14 protein-coding genes and 1 pseudogene are annotated in these 16,249 nt (G+C 66.8%); 8 read left to right on the top strand and 7 right to left on the bottom strand.

Annotation, left to right across the window (positions count from 1 at the left end; genetic code table 11):
* Positions 1-50: 50 nt before the first annotated feature.
* A complete protein-coding gene (locus tag K3U93_RS19930; protein ID WP_420915426.1) occupies positions 51-1,049 on the bottom strand; it encodes a DUF4873 domain-containing protein in 999 nt (332 codons plus the stop codon).
* A 239-nt stretch (positions 1,050-1,288) separates the two neighbouring features.
* Positions 1,289-2,194: an AurF N-oxygenase family protein gene (locus K3U93_RS19925; protein WP_071510487.1), complete on the bottom strand. Its 906-nt coding sequence runs from the start codon at positions 2,192-2,194 to the stop codon at positions 1,289-1,291.
* A 169-nt stretch (positions 2,195-2,363) separates the two neighbouring features.
* Here K3U93_RS19925 and cobF point away from each other — a divergent pair, with 169 nt between their 5' ends.
* The 4 genes and pseudogenes from cobF (at position 2,364) to K3U93_RS19910 (ending at position 4,803) form a co-directional block, all read left to right on the top strand.
* Positions 2,364-3,107 (top strand): precorrin-6A synthase (deacetylating), encoded by a 744-nt coding sequence (cobF, locus tag K3U93_RS19920; RefSeq protein WP_083011426.1) that lies wholly within the window; start codon positions 2,364-2,366, stop codon positions 3,105-3,107.
* A gap of 5 nt (positions 3,108-3,112) precedes the next feature.
* Positions 3,113-3,355: pseudogene (locus tag K3U93_RS25060) on the top strand (DNA-formamidopyrimidine glycosylase family protein); the annotation flags it as partial.
* A gap of 150 nt (positions 3,356-3,505) precedes the next feature.
* Entirely contained in the window at positions 3,506-3,976 is a 471-nt protein-coding gene (locus K3U93_RS25055; protein ID WP_230981697.1) for a zinc finger domain-containing protein, read from the top strand.
* Positions 3,977-4,053: 77 nt separating this feature from the next.
* On the top strand, positions 4,054-4,803 hold the full coding sequence (locus K3U93_RS19910) for an SDR family oxidoreductase (protein WP_083011428.1): 750 nt from the start codon (positions 4,054-4,056) through the stop codon (positions 4,801-4,803).
* Between the two features lie 93 nt (positions 4,804-4,896).
* Here K3U93_RS19910 and pgi read toward each other — a convergent pair whose 3' ends face one another.
* Together pgi and K3U93_RS19900 are read right to left on the bottom strand one after the other, a co-directional pair.
* The gene (gene pgi, locus K3U93_RS19905; protein ID WP_083011429.1) at positions 4,897-6,561 is read right to left on the bottom strand and encodes a glucose-6-phosphate isomerase; all 1,665 of its coding nucleotides are present in this window, start codon (positions 6,559-6,561) and stop codon (positions 4,897-4,899) included.
* 327 nt (positions 6,562-6,888) lie between these two features.
* Positions 6,889-7,206, bottom strand: a complete 318-nt coding sequence (locus K3U93_RS19900; RefSeq protein WP_083011430.1) for a chorismate mutase — start codon at positions 7,204-7,206, stop codon at positions 6,889-6,891.
* A gap of 442 nt (positions 7,207-7,648) precedes the next feature.
* Here K3U93_RS19900 and pcrA point away from each other — a divergent pair, with 442 nt between their 5' ends.
* Complete coding sequence (pcrA, locus tag K3U93_RS19895) at positions 7,649-9,994, top strand: DNA helicase PcrA (protein ID WP_083011431.1); 2,346 nt, start codon at positions 7,649-7,651, stop codon at positions 9,992-9,994.
* Between the two features lie 67 nt (positions 9,995-10,061).
* Here the strand turns inward: pcrA and K3U93_RS19890 are convergent, their stop codons facing one another.
* Both K3U93_RS19890 and K3U93_RS19885 read right to left on the bottom strand, forming a co-directional pair.
* The gene (locus K3U93_RS19890) at positions 10,062-10,637 is read right to left on the bottom strand and encodes a hypothetical protein (protein ID WP_176220027.1); all 576 of its coding nucleotides are present in this window, start codon (positions 10,635-10,637) and stop codon (positions 10,062-10,064) included.
* A 1-nt stretch (position 10,638) separates the two neighbouring features.
* The gene (locus tag K3U93_RS19885) at positions 10,639-11,646 is read right to left on the bottom strand and encodes a M23 family metallopeptidase (RefSeq protein ID WP_139797098.1); all 1,008 of its coding nucleotides are present in this window, start codon (positions 11,644-11,646) and stop codon (positions 10,639-10,641) included.
* Between the two features lie 357 nt (positions 11,647-12,003).
* Between K3U93_RS19885 and sucC the strand changes: the two genes are divergently transcribed.
* Together sucC and sucD are read left to right on the top strand one after the other, a co-directional pair.
* On the top strand, positions 12,004-13,167 hold the full coding sequence (gene sucC / locus K3U93_RS19880) for an ADP-forming succinate--CoA ligase subunit beta (protein WP_071510479.1): 1,164 nt from the start codon (positions 12,004-12,006) through the stop codon (positions 13,165-13,167).
* 66 nt (positions 13,168-13,233) lie between these two features.
* Positions 13,234-14,136, top strand: a complete 903-nt coding sequence (sucD, locus tag K3U93_RS19875; protein WP_071510478.1) for a succinate--CoA ligase subunit alpha — start codon at positions 13,234-13,236, stop codon at positions 14,134-14,136.
* A gap of 75 nt (positions 14,137-14,211) precedes the next feature.
* Here the strand turns inward: sucD and K3U93_RS19870 are convergent, their stop codons facing one another.
* Positions 14,212-15,060: an LLM class F420-dependent oxidoreductase gene (locus tag K3U93_RS19870; protein ID WP_083011433.1), complete on the bottom strand. Its 849-nt coding sequence runs from the start codon at positions 15,058-15,060 to the stop codon at positions 14,212-14,214.
* A gap of 276 nt (positions 15,061-15,336) precedes the next feature.
* On the opposite strand from K3U93_RS19870, the gene K3U93_RS19865 reads away from it, so the two are divergent.
* The gene (locus K3U93_RS19865) at positions 15,337-16,227 is read left to right on the top strand and encodes a DUF5336 domain-containing protein (RefSeq protein WP_083011434.1); all 891 of its coding nucleotides are present in this window, start codon (positions 15,337-15,339) and stop codon (positions 16,225-16,227) included.
* Positions 16,228-16,249 lie beyond the last annotated feature (22 nt).

Genomic DNA, 16,249 nt, shown 5'->3' with positions numbered 1-16,249 from the left:
CCCCACGTAACACGTGGCAAACCTAAAAAAGGCAGACCGGTTCTAGGCCGTTAGCGCCGGCTCGGCGCGTACGGTGGAGCGCCCACTCCGGCGACCGTGTGCGTGCCCCACGGCGTTTGCTCGACGATGCGCGCCGGCGCACTGCGGTCGCCCACCGTCAGCGTCGCGGTGCGCGCCTGCCTGAGCGTCTCGTCCGGCAGGGGCTGCGACGAGGAACCAAAAACCGTGCCCTGCCAGTGGTAACGGCCGTCGATCGGGTCCAGGTGGCCGGCGAGGCGGACGCGCACCGGGTGTTCGGTGCCGGCCACCGTCAGCGTCGCTGCGCCGTCGTAGATTTCGCCGTCTTCGCGTGCGCTGAATGACAGGTCGAAGGCCGATGCCACCCGATGCGGCTGGGCGGATTGCACGTAGACGCGCTCGTTGAACACCTGTTGGCTGCTGCGCCGCACTTCGATTCGGGTGCTGGTGGTGTGCTTCATGAGCCGCACGCATTCGGCGACATAGCGTGCTTGGGCGCCAACGTCGGGCCCGCCGATGAAGAAGTAGTTCGGGAAACCGTGAAGGGCGACCCCGAAGTAGGGCTCCATGCCGTCGTCCCAGGCCTGCCGGATGGTCAGCCCGCCGGAACCCACCAGCCTCTTGTCCGGGATCCGCTCGGGAATCGCGAACCCAGTGCCGTAAACGATGACGTCGGCGTCGTGGTCGACGCCGTCGGTGGTGCGGATGCCCGACGGGGTGACGGCGCCGACCGCCGATCCCACCAGCGCGGGCCGCGACCGCCCGTTGCTTGCGGTCGGTCGGATATGGCGGCGCAGCCAGCGTTTTGCGCGCGTCGTCGGCAGCGGCAACTCGGGGACGATCCGGCGCGGCGGGTGCGCGAAGACGGTGACCGAGGCCGCCGATTGGGTTAGCCGCGGAATGTGATGCCCGGCGGTGGTGTCGGCGCCGATGACGGCGATGCGCTTGCCGGTTGGATCGAAATCGGGCTGCCACCGGGCCGCGTGAAACGACGCTCCGCGAAAGTCGTTGCGCCCGGCCAATTCCGGTATCCACGGGACATTTGGCGGTGGGTGGGCCGCGATGACGATACGACCCTGGAAAATCTCGCCGGCGGCGGTGTGCAACGTCCAGGTGTCGGAGTCGTCGTCGAACACCGAGCCGATGACTTCGTGGCCCGACGTTTTGTCCAGGGTCAGGGAGTCGGTGACGCCCGCGTCGGCCAGCTCGGTCGCGGCACACCTGCCGGCCGCGCCGGCACCGACGATAACGACCTCGTGGACGCGCCGCGTCACAGAAACTTGGCGCGCTTCCAGCCGCGGCGCGCGATCGGGCCCATCAGGCCGATCTCGGTCAAAAACGCGGCCAGCGGGGCGAAACCGGCAATCTGCGTCTCATAACGGTGTGGGCTCGTGCGCGCGGTCGCTCGTGCCCGTTTGGCGTCCAGGCCCGTCCGCGCGTACGGGATCGGATTGCTGAACAGGTAGCGGAAGAAATACCCGCCGAGCCCGTTGATGTTGGCCATGAACCACTTGTTGAACCGGGGCATTTCGGCGACACGCTTGCGCGCGCCGTCGCGGGCGAACTGGATGTGACGGGCCTCTTCGGTGACGTGAATCCGCATGAGCCGCTGGATGATTGGCTGCAGCTCCGGGTCGTCCATCATCTGCCGTTGCAGCGAGTCGAAAATCTCTTCACCGATCAGGGCGGCGACCCACAGCATCGCGCCCCGCTGGAACGCCAGCGGCAGGGCGTTGATGATCATCCGGTGCAGCAGCCGTGGGCGCACCGGCTTGGCGCCGATGCGCTCGATGGCCTTGCCGAACATCACCATGTGGCGGGTCTCGTCGCCCAGCTCGGTCAGCTTGTAATGCGTCGACCGGCTCGTCGGGTCCTCGTGCAGGATGGTGCGCAACAAGGATTGGTTGAGCATGTTCTCGAACCAGATTCCGGCCGACAGCGTGTTGACCAGCTCCTGGCGGGACAGCTCGATCTGCTGCTCGCGCGTCATCTCGTCCCACATTGGCGTGCCGTACAGCGACACCAGCCGCGGCGGCAGGAAGAACTTGTCCGGCTCCAGCGGGGCATCCCAGTCGATGTCGACGACCGGCTCGTAGGACTTTTTGACCGAGCCTTTCAGTAGACGCTCCGAGAATTCCTCACGACTCGGCCCGGCTGGTTTCACCGCGGTGGTCATCGCTGGTGTCCCTTCATGCTTCGGACGGCAGGAAGATCGCAACAGATAGTCAATACCCATGGTATCGGGTACCTGTGGTTTCGACTAGGTGTATGAGGTTTCAATTAGGTTGACCCACACCGGGCCGTGCGCGCAACGTGTCCGGCGATGAGCGTGTCAGGAGGCAACGGTGAGTCGGCATATCCACGTCATCGGCATCGGCGCCGGGGACCCCGACTACATGACCGTCCAGGCGATCCGGGCGCTCAACGACACGCAGGTGTTCTTCGCGATGGACAAGGGGGAGGCGAAAAGCGGCCTGGTCTCGCTGCGACGGGAGATCTGCGCGCGGTTCATCCGCGAGCCGGGCTATCGCTTCGTCGAGCTGCCCGACCCTAAACGGCAGGTCGACGGCGACTACCGGGAGGCCGTTTCGGATTGGCATGCCGCGCGTGCGCGGGTCTGGGCGGCGGCCATCTCCGCCGAGCTCGGCCCCGACGGGGTGGGCGCCTTCCTGGCCTGGGGTGACCCGTCGCTGTACGACAGCACGCTGCGCATCCTCGACGCGGTCGCGGCCGAGGTCGACTTCGGCTATGACGTCATTCCGGGAATCACCGCCGTGCAGGCGCTGACGGCACGGCACCGGATCCCGCTCAACGAGGTCGGCGAACCGGTGCTGATCACCACCGGTAGGCAGCTGCGTAAGGCCGGCCTGAAGGGCTCGGCCCTGGTGATGCTCGACGCCGACTGCTCGTTTCAGGCGTGCCCCGCGGACACCCGGATCTGGTGGGGGGCATACCTGGGTACCGAGGACGAGCTGCTGGTGGCGGGCACCGTCGGCGAGGTCGGGACGCGCATCGCGGCGATGCGGGCCGACGCCCGCTCGCGGCGCGGCTGGATCATGGACACCTATTTGCTCAGACCGGCAGACTGAAGGGCGTGCCCGAACTGCCGGAGATCGAAGCGCTGGTCGACCATTTGCGGCGCCACGCCGTCGGTTTGACGATCGGCCGCGTCGACGTCGCCGCGCTGTCGGTGCTGAAAACCTTCGACCCGCCGATCAGCGCCCTGCACGGCCAGGTCGTGACCGGGGCCGCCCGGTGGGGCAAGTACTTGGGGCTGCAGGCCGGAAAGCTGTTCCTGATCGCCCACCTGTCGCGCGCGGGCTGGCTGCGGTGGTCCGACAAGCTCGCCGCTGCGCCGCTGCGCCCCGGCAAGGGACCGATCGCGTTGCGGGTGCACCTGGGCACGCCGGGTGAGGCGCCCGGCTTTGACCTCACCGAGGCCGGCACCCAAAAGCGGCTGGCGGTGTGGCTCGTCGACGACCCGCGGCTGGTGCCGGGCATCGCGGGCCTCGGCCCGGACGCGCTGGACCTCGGTGTCGACGACCTGGCCGGGCTGCTGGCCGGCAACACCGGCCGGATCAAGACCGTCATCACCGACCAGAAGGTGATCGCCGGCATCGGCAACGCCTACAGCGACGAAATCCTGCACGTCGCGAAGATCTCGCCGTTCGCCATCGCCGGGAAGCTGACCGGCGGACAGCTCACCGCGCTGCACGACGCGATGGTGTCGGTGCTGACCGACGCGGTCAGCCGGTTGGTCGGCCAGGGTGCCGCCATGCTCAAAGGGGAGAAGCGTTCCGGACTGAGGGTGCACGCGCGCACCGGGCTGCCCTGCCCGGTGTGCGGGGACACCGTGCGCGAAGTGTCCTTCGCGGACAAGTCTTTTCAGTACTGTCCGACGTGCCAGACGGGCGGCAAGGTGCTGGCCGACCGGCGCATGTCGCGGCTGCTGAAGTAAGTGCGCCGACTTGTGGCGAAAACCCACTGTCCAGCCCAACAACTCGACGTTGGGCGGGCACTGGATATGCTGCCAACGTGACTCGTCAGAAGATCCTCATCACGGGCGCCAGCTCCGGCCTGGGCGCCGGGATGGCGCGTTCCTTCGCCGCCAAGGGCCGCGACCTGGCGCTGTGCGCCCGTCGCACCGACCGCCTCGACGAGCTGAAAGCCGAACTGTCGCAACAGCATCCGGGCATCAAGATCGCGGTCGCCGCGCTGGACGTCAACGACCACGAGCAGGTGCCCAAGGTCTTCGCCGAACTGAGCGACGAGCTTGGCGGCATCGACCGCATCATCGTCAACGCCGGTATCGGCAAGGGCGCGAAGCTGGGCTCCGGCAAGCTGTGGGCGAACAAGGCGACCATCGAGACCAACTTGGTGGCAGCGTTGGTGCAGATCGAAACCGCGCTGGAGATGTTCACCAAGAGTGGTTCGGGGCATCTGGTGCTCATCTCGTCGGTGCTCGGCGCTAAAGGCGTGCCGGGCGTCAAAGCCTCCTACGCCGCAAGCAAAGCCGGAATGCGTTCCCTGGGCGAATCACTGCGGGCCGAATATTGCAACAGCCCCGTGAAGGTCTCGGTGATCGAGCCGGGCTACATCGAGTCGGAAATGACGGCCAAATCGGCGAGCACAATGTTCCTGGTGGACAACGAAACTGGCGTCAAAGCACTCGTTGACGCCATCGAGCGCGAGCCCGGCCGCGCCGTCGTGCCGTGGTGGCCGTGGGCGCCGCTGGTGCAGCTGATGCGGGTGCTGCCGCCCCGCTTCACCAAGGCGTTCGCGTAGCCCCCCTCCTTGCCCCAACCGCGAGCGTGCGTGTTTGTACACGACACGCCGCCTCGCGGTGGCATTCTGCGCACGCTCGCGGCAGGGGCCGGGTCAGCTGACCCGGCCCCTTTCGGTTCGGTAGCGACGCACCAGCGCGTCAGTCGAGCTGTCCGACTGCGGCGCCGGTGAGGTGTCAGCGGTGATCACCGGAAGCAGCGCCTTGGCCTGGGTTTTGCCCAGCTCCACGCCCCACTGATCAAACGAGTCGATGCCCCAGACCACGCCCTCGGTGAAGACCTGATGCTCGTAGAGCGCGATCAGTTGGCCCAGCACCGACGGGGTGAGCCGGTTGGCCAGGATGGAGGTCGACGGGCGGTTACCCGGCATCACCTTGTGCGGCACGATGTCGGCGGGCGTGCCTTCGGCGGCGATCTCTTCGGCGGTCTTGCCGAACGCCAGCACCTGGGTTTGGGCGAAGAAGTTGCTCATTAGCAGGTCGTGCATGCTGCCCGTGCCCTCGACGGTGGCGAGGTCGTCGGTGGGTTGGCTGAAGCCGATGAAATCGGCCGGCACCAAGCGGGTGCCCTGGTGCAGCAACTGATAGAAGGCGTGCTGGCCGTTGGTTCCCGGTTCGCCCCAAAAGATTTCGCCGGTGTCGCTGGTGACCGGCGTGCCGTCGGCGCGTGTCGACTTGCCGTTGGATTCCATGGTCAGCTGTTGCAGGTAGGCGGCAAAGCGCGCCAGGTCGTTGGAATACGGCAGCACGGCACGCGATTGCGCCGCCATGAAGTTGGAGTACCACAACCCGATCAGCCCCAGCAGGACGGGCGCGTTGGACTCTAGCGGGGCGGTCTTGAAATGTTGGTCGACGATGTGGAATCCGGACAGGAAATCGGCGAAGGCCTCCCGGCCGATGACGGCCATCAGCGACAGCCCGATCGCCGAATCGACCGAATACCGCCCGCCGACCCAATCCCAGAACCCGAACATGTTGTCGGTGTTGATGCCGAAGTCGTCGACCAGGCGCCTGTTGGTGGAGACGGCCACGAAATGCCGGGACACCGCGGAGTCGCCGAGCGCGTCGGTCAGCCAGCGGCGCGCCGCGGTCGCGTTGGTCAGCGTCTCCAGCGTGGAGAAAGTCTTGGAGGCGACGATGAAAAGCGTTGTGGCAGGATCCAAGTCGGCCAGCTTCGCGATCAGGTCGGCCGGATCGACGTTGGAGACGAAGCGCGCCGAAATGCCCGCATCTGCATAGTGGCGCAGGGCCTGGTAGACCATCACCGGACCCAGGTCCGACCCACCGATCCCGATGTTGACGACGGTGCTGATCCGTTTCCCGGTGGCCCCCGTCCATTCACCGCTGCGCAACCGGTCGGTGAAGTCACCCATGGCGTCGAGCACAGCGTGCACCTCCTCGACGACGTTTTGGCCGTCGACGATCAGCTCGGTGTCGCGGGGCAGCCGCAGCGCGGTGTGCAACACCGCGCGATCCTCCGACGTGTTGATGTGCACGCCGGAGAACATCTGGTCGCGGCGCTCCTCGAGGTTAGCCGCGCGCGCCAGATCGACCAGCAGCCGCAGCGTCTCTCGGGTGATGCGGTGTTTGCTGTAGTCGATGTAGAGGTCACCGACGGTGACGGTGAGCTCGCGGCCGCGATCGGGATCGTCGGCGAAGAACTGGCGTAGGTGGGTTTCGCCGATTTGTTCGTGATGCCTGCGCAGGGCTTCCCACGCCGGGGTGGCGGTGATGTCGGGGATGGTTTGCACGGAGGTCATGGTTCGAGCCTAGTGACGGTCGCGAGCGTGGCGTAGCCGGGCGCTGCGGGCCGTCACCATCGGAGTAGTGACGGTCGCGAGCGTGGCGTAGTCGGGCGCTGCGGGCCGTCACCATCGGAGTAGTGACGGTCGCGAGCGTGGCGTAGTCGGGCGCTGCGGGCCGTCACCATCGGAGTAGTGACGGTCGCGAGCGTGGCGTAGTCGGGCGCTGCGGGCCGTCACCATCGGAGTAGTGACGGTCGCGAGCGTGGCGTAGTCGGGCGCTGCGGGCCGTCACCGTCGGACTAGTGCGGTCCGACGCGACGGAGCCAGGTCAAGCCGAAGGCATTAGTGGCCGAGCCGGCCCCTGCCCAACCGCAACAGCAGCATCGCCAGATCCTTACCCTCGGGACCGAGCTCGCTGTAGCGCTCGATGACCTTCATCTCGCGGCTGTGAACCAGCCGGGTGCCGCCGGATGCCATCCGGACCTTGCCGATCGCCTGGGACACTTGGGCGCGCCGTTTCACCGCGGCAAGGATCTGGGCGTCCAATCGGTCGATCTCTTGGCGCAACTCTTCGATGTCGGTGGGCTGTTCGGCCTCGGCCGTCTCGATGTTCATCTCTGCTAACTCCGCGTTCTCTTGATGTGGGGGTTCTGGTCTCATCCGTTATCGGGCCTCACAAAAGAGACGAGCCCCGAATCCGGAAGCGGACCACGGGGCTCTGCGAAAGCAGCTAGACCACGGGCACCGCTGGTCGGTACCCGTAGAAAAATCGGCCAATCCACTCTCGGGGCCACTCGCTGGTCGAGAGCTGCCGATGGCACTGCGCGTTGAGCACCAACCGAGTGTGCCACTAAGGGCCATGCGCGCGCAAAGGCCCGGCAAAGCCGGGTGAGGCCGCCGGGTTTACGACGTCGCGGTTCGTGGTCGCGCGCTGGCATTAATCCTTCTGTCCAGCAATCGGACTCGGCTGCGCCGTCCATGCGGCGGGCGAAGGGCCGCGAACCCGGCCCCGCAAGCCGACTGGGCGTCTCCCCAGGCGCCTGCCGCGCCCGGTGGCCTGCCCGGCGGGGTAGTCGGTCGGCGGCGGTAAATTTGGACCGACATGAGTGTGCACGCGACCAGTAACTCCGAAGCCAAGCCCGCCCCCGAAGCAGACCAGCTGCTCGACGGCCTCAACCCGCAACAGCGCCAAGCGGTGGTACACGAGGGTTCGCCGCTGCTGATCGTGGCCGGGGCGGGCTCGGGTAAGACGGCGGTGTTAACCCGGCGCATCGCCTACCTGATCGCGGCGCGCGGCGTCGGGGTCGGTCAGGTGCTGGCCATCACGTTCACCAACAAGGCCGCCGCGGAGATGCGCGAACGCGTGGTGCGACTGGTCGGGGATCGGGCCCGCTACATGTGGGTGTCGACGTTCCACTCCACTTGCGTGCGCATCCTGCGCAACCAGGCGTCACTGATCCACGGACTCAATTCCAACTTTTCGATCTACGACGCCGACGATTCGCGGCGTCTGTTGCAGATGATCGGCCGCGACATGGGCCTCGACATCAAGCGCTACTCGCCGCGTCTGCTGGCCAACGCCATCTCCAATTTGAAGAACGAGTTGATCGACCCCGACCAGGCTCTGACAAATTTAGCCAACCTGTCGGATGATTCCGACGACCTGACCCGCACCGTGGCCGGCGTCTACGGCGAATACCAGCGACGGCTGCGGGCGGCCAACGCGTTGGACTTCGACGACCTGATCGGGGAAACCGTGGCGGTGCTACAGACCTTCCCGGAGATCGCCGGGTACTACCGGCGGCGGTTCCGCCACGTGCTGGTCGACGAGTACCAGGACACCAACCACGCGCAGTACGTGCTGGTGCGGGAATTGGTCGGTCGCGGCGCCCCGGAAGGCCAAGAGACGCAGGACGTGCCGCCGGCGGAGTTGTGCGTGGTCGGCGATGCCGACCAGTCGATCTATGCGTTCCGCGGCGCCACCATCCGCAACATCGAGGACTTCGAACGCGACTATCCGGACGCGAAAACGATTCTGCTGGAACAGAATTACCGCTCGACGCAAAATATCTTGTCGGCGGCCAACTCCGTGATCGCCCGCAACACCGGACGGCGTGAGAAACGGCTGTGGACCGACGCGGGCGCCGGCGAGCTGATCGTCGGCTACGTCGCCGACAACGAGCACGACGAGGCCAGGTTCGTCGCCGAGGAGATCGACGCGCTCGTCGATCGCGGCGAGATCACCTACAACGACGTGGCCGTCTTCTATCGCACCAACAACTCGTCGCGGTCGCTGGAAGAGGTGTTCATCCGCGCCGGAATTCCGTACAAAGTCGTTGGAGGAGTGCGCTTTTACGAGCGCAAGGAGATCCGCGACATCGTCGCCTACCTGCGGGTGCTGGACAACCCCGGCGACGCGGTCAGCATGCGGCGCATCCTCAACACGCCCCGCCGGGGCATCGGCGATCGGGCCGAGGCGTGCGTGGCGGTGTACGCCGAGAACACCGGCGCCAGCTTCGCCGATGCCCTGGTGGCCGCGGCCGAAGGCAAAGTGCCGATGCTAAACAGCCGCGCGGAGAAGGCGATCGCGGGCTTCGTCGAGCTGCTCGACGACCTGAGGGGACGCCTCGATGACGACCTGGGCGATCTGGTCGAGTCGGTGCTGGAACGCAGCGGATACCGCAGGGAGCTGGAGTCGTCAAGCGATCCACAGGAGTTGGCCCGGCTGGACAACCTCAACGAATTAGTCAGTGTCGCACACGAATTCAGCACCGATCAGGCCAACGCGGCCGCTTTGCAGACCCCGGACGACGAAGACGTGCCGGACACCGGTGCGCTGGCGGCGTTTCTGGAGCGGGTGTCGCTGGTCGCCGACGCCGACGAGATCCCCGAGCATGGTGCCGGTGTGGTCACGCTGATGACGCTGCACACCGCGAAGGGTTTGGAGTTTCCGGTGGTGTTCGTCACCGGCTGGGAGGACGGGATGTTCCCGCACATGCGGTCGCTCGACAATCCCACCGAACTCTCGGAGGAGCGGCGGCTGGCCTACGTCGGCATCACCCGGGCCCGTCAGCGGCTGTATGTGAGCAGGGCCATGGTCCGGTCGTCTTGGGGGCAGCCGATGCTCAACCCGGAATCGCGGTTCCTGCGCGAGATCCCGCAGGAGCTCATCGACTGGCGGCGCAGTGCACCCGCGCCGTCGTTCAGCGCGCCGGTCAGCGGTGCGGGCCGGTTTGGTACGCCGCGCACGGCCCCGACCCGCTCGGGGGCGGGCAAACGCCCGCTGCTGGTGCTGCAGCCCGGCGATCGGGTGACCCACGACAAGTACGGGCTGGGCCGGGTCGAGGAAGTCTCGGGCGTCGGCGAATCGGCGATGTCGCTGATCGACTTCGGCAGCTCCGGACGGGTGAAGCTGATGCACAACCACGCCCCGCTCAGCAAGCTTTAATCCGCCGAACGTGAACCCACGGTGAGATTTTCGCCCTGAAAGCACGTTCGGCGCAGGAGGGGTCTCGTCAGGCCTGCAGCCAGCGTTTGGTTTGCGGGTGCAGCGCCAGCACGATGCTGGCGATCGGCAGCAGCCAAAGGGTGTACACGATCCACCCGACGCGTGCGCCCGCGATGAACACGCCACCGTAGGTCAGCACCGCGACCACCGCGCCGGCCACGATGAGGTGACGCCCGAGTGGCCGATGTTGCAGCAACATGATCACCCCGGAAACGGTGGTGGTCGCGAACACCAGGGCGAGAAAGGCGATCGCGATGCAGAACAGGCGGTCGGTTCTCCACCACCCGGCGATCAGGTCGGTGGCCACCACCGAGGTGGCCCACCCGCTGACGATGCTGACCGCGCAGGCGGCGACGGCCGTTCGACCGCTCGGCTCGTCGCTCGGCAGGCCCGTAGCGCCTTCCCGTCGGGCCTCGCCCCGGTGGGGAGGCGGCCGTTGGGGGATCTGGGCGGTCGGCGACTCCGGCACTATGGGCATCGGTCCCGTCGGCACCCGCCGGATGATCCGCGTCCGCGATTCCGAGGGCCGCGCAGCGGGCTCGGGCGGCTGCGGGGAAGCAGAAGGGTCGTTCGGCGCGGTCACCTCAACCAGCGTAGTTGCCGATTCTGAGTCCTCGCTTAGCCAACCACGGCACGGGGTCGATCCTTTCGGTGCCGCCCTGTAGCACCTCGAAATGCAGGTGCGGACCGGTGGAATTGCCCCGGTTGCCCATGGTGGCTATCTGGTCACCGGCCATCACCCGCTCACCGACGCTGACCAGCGCGGTGTTGATGTGGCCGTAGAGCGTGACCGTGCCGTCGGCATGGCGCAGCTTGACCAACATCCCGTAGCCGGCGGCCGGCCCGGCCTCAATAACCACGCCGTCGGAGACGGCAACGATCGGCGTTCCGATCGAGTTGGCGAGGTCGATACCGGCGTGCAGCACACCCCACCGGTAGCCAAAGTTGGAGGTGAATATGCCCTTCGTCGGCATGACATAGAGCGGCTGCTGCAATCGCGCCTCGCGCTGGGCGCGATCGTTCGCGAAGGCCATTCCCTTGGCGAGCTCCTCGTTGTGCACCGCGGCATTCGCCGCTGGCTCGACCGCGATCACCTGGGCGCCACGGATCGGGTTGCTGCTCGCCCCGCCGGTGAGCGCCGAGGCATTGGCGGTCAGCACAGGCTCGGTCCTGGGGGTATCGGTATGGCTGGTCGCCGTGTGGGCCGCCGCGGCCGCCGCCCCGGCGGCCATCGCCGAGATCAGCAGGCGTCCCCTGGCCGCGCTGGTCGGCTGCTTGCGATGCTGACCGCCGCGCCGTACCACGGGGATGACGTCGGTGTCGGGCTGGAGTCGCGCGGGGACGGGTACGGCGGTGGGGGCGGCCAGCAGCAGCGGGCCCAAATCGTCTACGTCGTGCAGATCGTCAAGCTCGGGTGCCAGCAGCACTTGCGCCTCGTTGTCGAAGCTCGAGTCGTTGCTGAAATCCAGGTCGTTCAGTTCGCCGAAGTCGTCGGCGAAGTCCAGGTCATCGAAGTCGAAGCCGTCCAGCGGCAGGATCTCGGTGACTTCGTTTCGGTGGGGCTCCGTCCACCGGTTTCGCTGGGGCTCCATCCACCGGCCGCCTGCCGCGCGACCCACCCTCACCATGCCCGTTGTTACGGCAGAAGAACGAGAGAAACGGTGCTGGGACAACCTGAAATGTCCTCATATCGTGACCATAACGTTATCTGGACCCTAGGAAGGTATCCGCTGACCTACGGAGCTGGCAACCTTGGGGCAGAAACCCGACCAAAATTGTGATTTGGATCACGTTTGAGGGCCGCCGGTATGCCGTGACGTTTGCCACATAGGTGGACGCGACGATAGCAGCCGTTCGATGGGTGGATACAGTGCCAGCGTGCGAGTCGCCGAATCCGGCACCGCAAGCCAATAGGCCCAGCAGTTAAGCCGAGCGAAGACAGTGAGCCCATGGACCTTTTCGAGTATCAAGCAAAAGAATTGTTCGCCAAGCACAACGTGCCCAGCACACCCGGTCGGGTGACCGACACCGCCGAGGGCGCTCGCGCCATCGCCGAAGAAATCGGTCGCCCGGTGATGGTCAAGGCGCAGGTCAAGGTCGGCGGACGCGGTAAGGCCGGTGGCGTCAAATACGCCGCGACCCCCGACGACGCCTATGAACACGCCAAGAAGATCCTCGGCCTGGACATCAAGGGCCACGTCGTCAAGAAACTGCTGGTCGCCGAGGCCAGCGACATCGCCGAGGAGTACTACATCTCCTTCTTGCTCGACCGCGCCAACCGCACCTACCTCGCCATGTGCTCGGTCGAGGGCGGCATGGAGATCGAAGAGGTGGCCGCCGCCAGGGCCCACCGGCTCGCCAAGGTTCCCGTGGACGCCGTCAAGGGCGTCGATTTGGCGACCGCGCGTTCCATTGCCGAGCGGGGACACCTGCCGGCCGAGGTGCTCGACGCCGCCGCGGTCACCATCGCCAAGCTGTGGGACCTCTTCGTCGGTGAGGACGCCACCCTGGTCGAGGTGAATCCGCTGGTGCGCACCCCCGACGGCCGGATCCTGGCGCTGGACGGCAAGGTCACGCTGGACGCCAACGCCGACTTCCGCCATCCCGATCACGCGGAGTTCGAGGACCGCGCGGCCACCGATCCGCTGGAATTGAAAGCCAAGGAGCACGACCTCAACTACGTCAAGCTCGACGGCCAGGTCGGCATCATCGGTAACGGCGCGGGTCTGGTGATGTCCACGCTCGACGTCGTGGCCTACGCCGGTGAGAAGCACCGGGGGGTGAAGCCGGCCAACTTCCTCGACATCGGTGGCGGTGCCTCCGCGGAGGTGATGGCCGCCGGATTGGACGTGGTTTTGAGCGACGAGCAGGTCAAAGCCGTGTTTGTGAATGTCTTCGGCGGCATCACCGCGTGCGACGCCGTCGCCACCGGGATCGTCAAGGCGCTGGAGATCCTGGGCGACGAGGCCAACAAGCCGCTGGTGGTGCGCCTCGACGGCAACAATGTCGAGGAAGGCCGACGCATCCTGGCCGAGGCCAACCACCCGCTGGTGACGCTGGTGCCGACGATGGACGAGGCCGCCGACAAGGCCGCCGAGCTGGCGAGCGCCTGACGTGGCGATCGCAAGAGCGGCGCAGCCGGTCGCAGCGGGTCGACACTACGAAAGGACTTTCCCAATATGTCGATCTTTCTGAACAAGGACAACAAGGTCATCGTCCAGGGCATCACCGGCAGCGAGGCCACCGTCCACACCGCCCGGATGCTTAAGGCGGGCACCCAAATTGTGGGCGGTGTGAACGCACGCAAGGCCGGCACCACCGTCTCGCACAAGGACGCCGACGGCAACGACATCGAGCTGCCGGTGTTCGGCAGCGTGGTTGAGGCGATCGAGAAGACCGGCGCCGACGTGTCGATCGTCTTCGTCCCGCCCAGGTTCGCCAAGGACGCCATCGTCGAGGCCATCGATGCCGAGATTCCGCTGTTGGTGGTCATCACCGAGGGAATTCCGGTGCAGGACACCGCATATGCGTGGGCCTACAACCTGGACAACGGGGGCAAGACCCGGATCATCGGGCCGAACTGTCCCGGCATCATCACCCCGGGCCAGGCGCTGGTCGGCATCACCCCCGCCAACATCACCGGTGCGGGGCCCGTCGGGCTGGTATCCAAGTCCGGCACGCTGACCTACCAAATGATGTACGAGCTCCGCGATTTTGGGTTCTCCACGTCCATCGGCATCGGCGGCGACCCGGTGATCGGCACCACCCACATCGACGCCATCGAGGCCTTCGAGAAGGACCCCGAGACCAAGCTCATCGTGATGATCGGTGAGATCGGCGGCGACGCCGAGGAGCGTGCGGCCGACTACATCAAGGCCAACGTGTCCAAGCCGGTCGTCGGCTATGTCGCGGGATTCACCGCCCCGGAGGGCAAGACGATGGGCCACGCGGGCGCGATCGTGTCCGGCTCCTCGGGCACCGCGGCCGCCAAGAAGGACGCGTTGGAGGCGGCCGGGGTCAAGGTCGGCAAGACGCCGTCGGAGACGGCGGCGCTGGCCCGGGAGATCCTGAACAGCCTGTAGGTCTCGCTAGCGCGAGCAGACGCAGAGTCGCACGCCCGCGAAGCGGATTCGTGCGACTCTGCGTCTGCTCGCGGGTCAAACGCAAGCGGCCAGCTTGCCGGCCAGCCGCTCCACGTAGGCGGCGACCTCGTCGTCGGAACGGTCCGGCAGGCCGAACAGCACCTCCGTCACCCCGAGCTCGGCCCAGCGTGCCAGCTTCTCGGGCACCGGCTTGAAGTCCAGCGCCACGATCTGGGGTGCGCCGTCGCGGCCGGCGGCCGCCCAGGTGTCCTGCAGCAACTTCACCGGCTCGTCGATGTCGAAGTCGCGGGGAGTGGTGATCCAGCCGTCGGCGCTGCGGGCGATCCACTTGAAGTTCTTCTCGTTCCCGGCCGCGCCCACCAGCACCGGAATGTGCGACTGCGCCGGCTTGGGCCAGGCCCAGCTGGGCCCGAACTTGACGAATTCGCCGTCGTAGGCCGCTTCCTCCTGGGTCCACAGCGCCCGCATTGCCTCGATGTATTCACGCAGCATGGTGCGACGGCGCCCGGCCGGCACGCCGTGGTCGGCGAGCTCGTCGGTGTTCCAGCCGAACCCAACGCCGAGGCTGACCCGGCCGCCGGACAGGTGGTCCAAGGTGGCAATACTTTTCGCCAGCGTGATCGGGTCGTGCTCGACGGGCAGCGCCACCGCGGTAGACAGCCGCACCCGCGACGTCACGGCGCACGCCGCGCCCAGGCTCACCCACGGGTCTAGCGTGCGCATATAGCGGTCGTCCGGCAGCGACGCGTCACCCGTCGTCGGATGGGCCGCCTCGCGCTTGACCGGGATATGGGTGTGTTCCGGCACGTAGAACGTCTGGAAGCCGTGGTCGTCGGCAAGTTTGGCGGCTGCCGCCGGGGAGATGCCGCGGTCGCTGGTGAAAAGTACAAGCCCGTAATCCATGGACAGAATTAGAACGTGTTCTACCGGCGGTGGGCAAGCCGCTGCGCCGCCGAGGATCTCGACTCGGACCCACAACACTGGTCGGCGCCGGGCGCGCCGACAGGTCGGTCGGCCCGGCACGGGCGGCCGAACGTGCGCTAGCGTGGGTGATCGATCGCGTCGCAACGCAAGATCTCGAAGGTGTTTTCAAAGGCGGCGCGCCTGGAAGTGCAGCGTCGCGCCGCAAATGCGGCGTCGCTGAGGGTCTTGAAGGCACTGGAAGCAATAGGAGGGGCCATGACCTACTCGCCCGGTAGTCCCGGATATCAACCCGCGCAGCCCGGCGGCTCCTATGCAGGCGCCACACCGTCGTTCGCCAAAACCGACGACGGGGAGAGCAAGCTTCCGCTGGTCTTGAACATCGCGGTGGTGGTGCTCGGCCTGGCCGTGTATCTCCTGAATTTCGCGCCGACGTTCATCATCAGTGCCGACCTCGGTCCGGGCGGTGGGCGCGCCGGCGACGCCGGCATCGCCGTCGTCGTTGCGGTGCTGGCCGCGCTGCTCGCCGCGCTGGGCCTGCTGCCCAAGGCGAAGAATTACGTGGGAATCGTCGCGGTGGTCGCGGTGCTGGGCGCGTTGCTGGCGATCACCGAGACAGTCAACACGCCCGCCGGTTTTTCGATCGGCTGGGCGATGTGGCCGCTGGTGGGTTGCAGCATCTTCCAGGCGCTTGCCGCCGTTGCGGCGCTCCTGCTGGACGCCGGTGTCATCACCGCGCCCGCACCGCGGCCCAAGTACGACCCTTACGCGCAGTATGGCCAGTACGGGCAGTACGGCCAATATGGGCAATACGGACAACAGCCGTATTACGGTCAGCCCGGCACCCAGCAGCACGCGGGACACCAGTCGCCGCAGCCGTCCGGGTATGGGTCGCAGTACGGCGGTTATCCGTCGAGCCAGGCGCCGGCCCAGGCTTCGTCGACCGGTGGATTCGGTGCCCAGCCTGCGCCGCAGCCGCAGGGACCGTCCACGCCGCCCACCGGCTTCCCCAGCTTCGGTCCGCCGCCATCGGCCGGCACGGACTCTCAGGCGGGTTCGGCTCCGGTCGATTACTCCAGCCAGACCGGGGGCCAGCAGTCCCACGGCCAGGAACAGCAGCAGTCGCCGTCTGGGCCGGCACCGGTCTAACCATGCGCCCTCGCGCGTAGTT

It is taken from the genome of Mycobacterium malmoense, from assembly GCF_019645855.1.
In the GTDB taxonomy this organism is placed as follows: domain Bacteria; phylum Actinomycetota; class Actinomycetes; order Mycobacteriales; family Mycobacteriaceae; genus Mycobacterium; species Mycobacterium malmoense.
This window is presented reverse-complemented; position numbering and strand designations above follow the sequence as displayed.

Coding starts and splice junctions, on each gene's coding strand:
- K3U93_RS19925 (WP_071510487.1), bottom strand. CDS start 2,194: ATGACCACCGCGGTGAAACCAGCCGGGCCGAGTCGTGAGGAATTCTCG.
- pgi (WP_083011429.1), bottom strand. CDS start 6,561: ATGACCTCCGTGCAAACCATCCCCGACATCACCGCCACCCCGGCGTGG.
- K3U93_RS19900 (WP_083011430.1), bottom strand. CDS start 7,206: ATGAGACCAGAACCCCCACATCAAGAGAACGCGGAGTTAGCAGAGATG.
- pcrA (WP_083011431.1), top strand. CDS start 7,649: ATGAGTGTGCACGCGACCAGTAACTCCGAAGCCAAGCCCGCCCCCGAA.
- K3U93_RS19885 (WP_139797098.1), bottom strand. CDS start 11,646: ATGGAGCCCCAGCGAAACCGGTGGACGGAGCCCCACCGAAACGAAGTC.
- sucC (WP_071510479.1), top strand. CDS start 12,004: ATGGACCTTTTCGAGTATCAAGCAAAAGAATTGTTCGCCAAGCACAAC.
- sucD (WP_071510478.1), top strand. CDS start 13,234: ATGTCGATCTTTCTGAACAAGGACAACAAGGTCATCGTCCAGGGCATC.
- K3U93_RS19870 (WP_083011433.1), bottom strand. CDS start 15,060: ATGGATTACGGGCTTGTACTTTTCACCAGCGACCGCGGCATCTCCCCG.
- K3U93_RS19865 (WP_083011434.1), top strand. CDS start 15,337: ATGACCTACTCGCCCGGTAGTCCCGGATATCAACCCGCGCAGCCCGGC.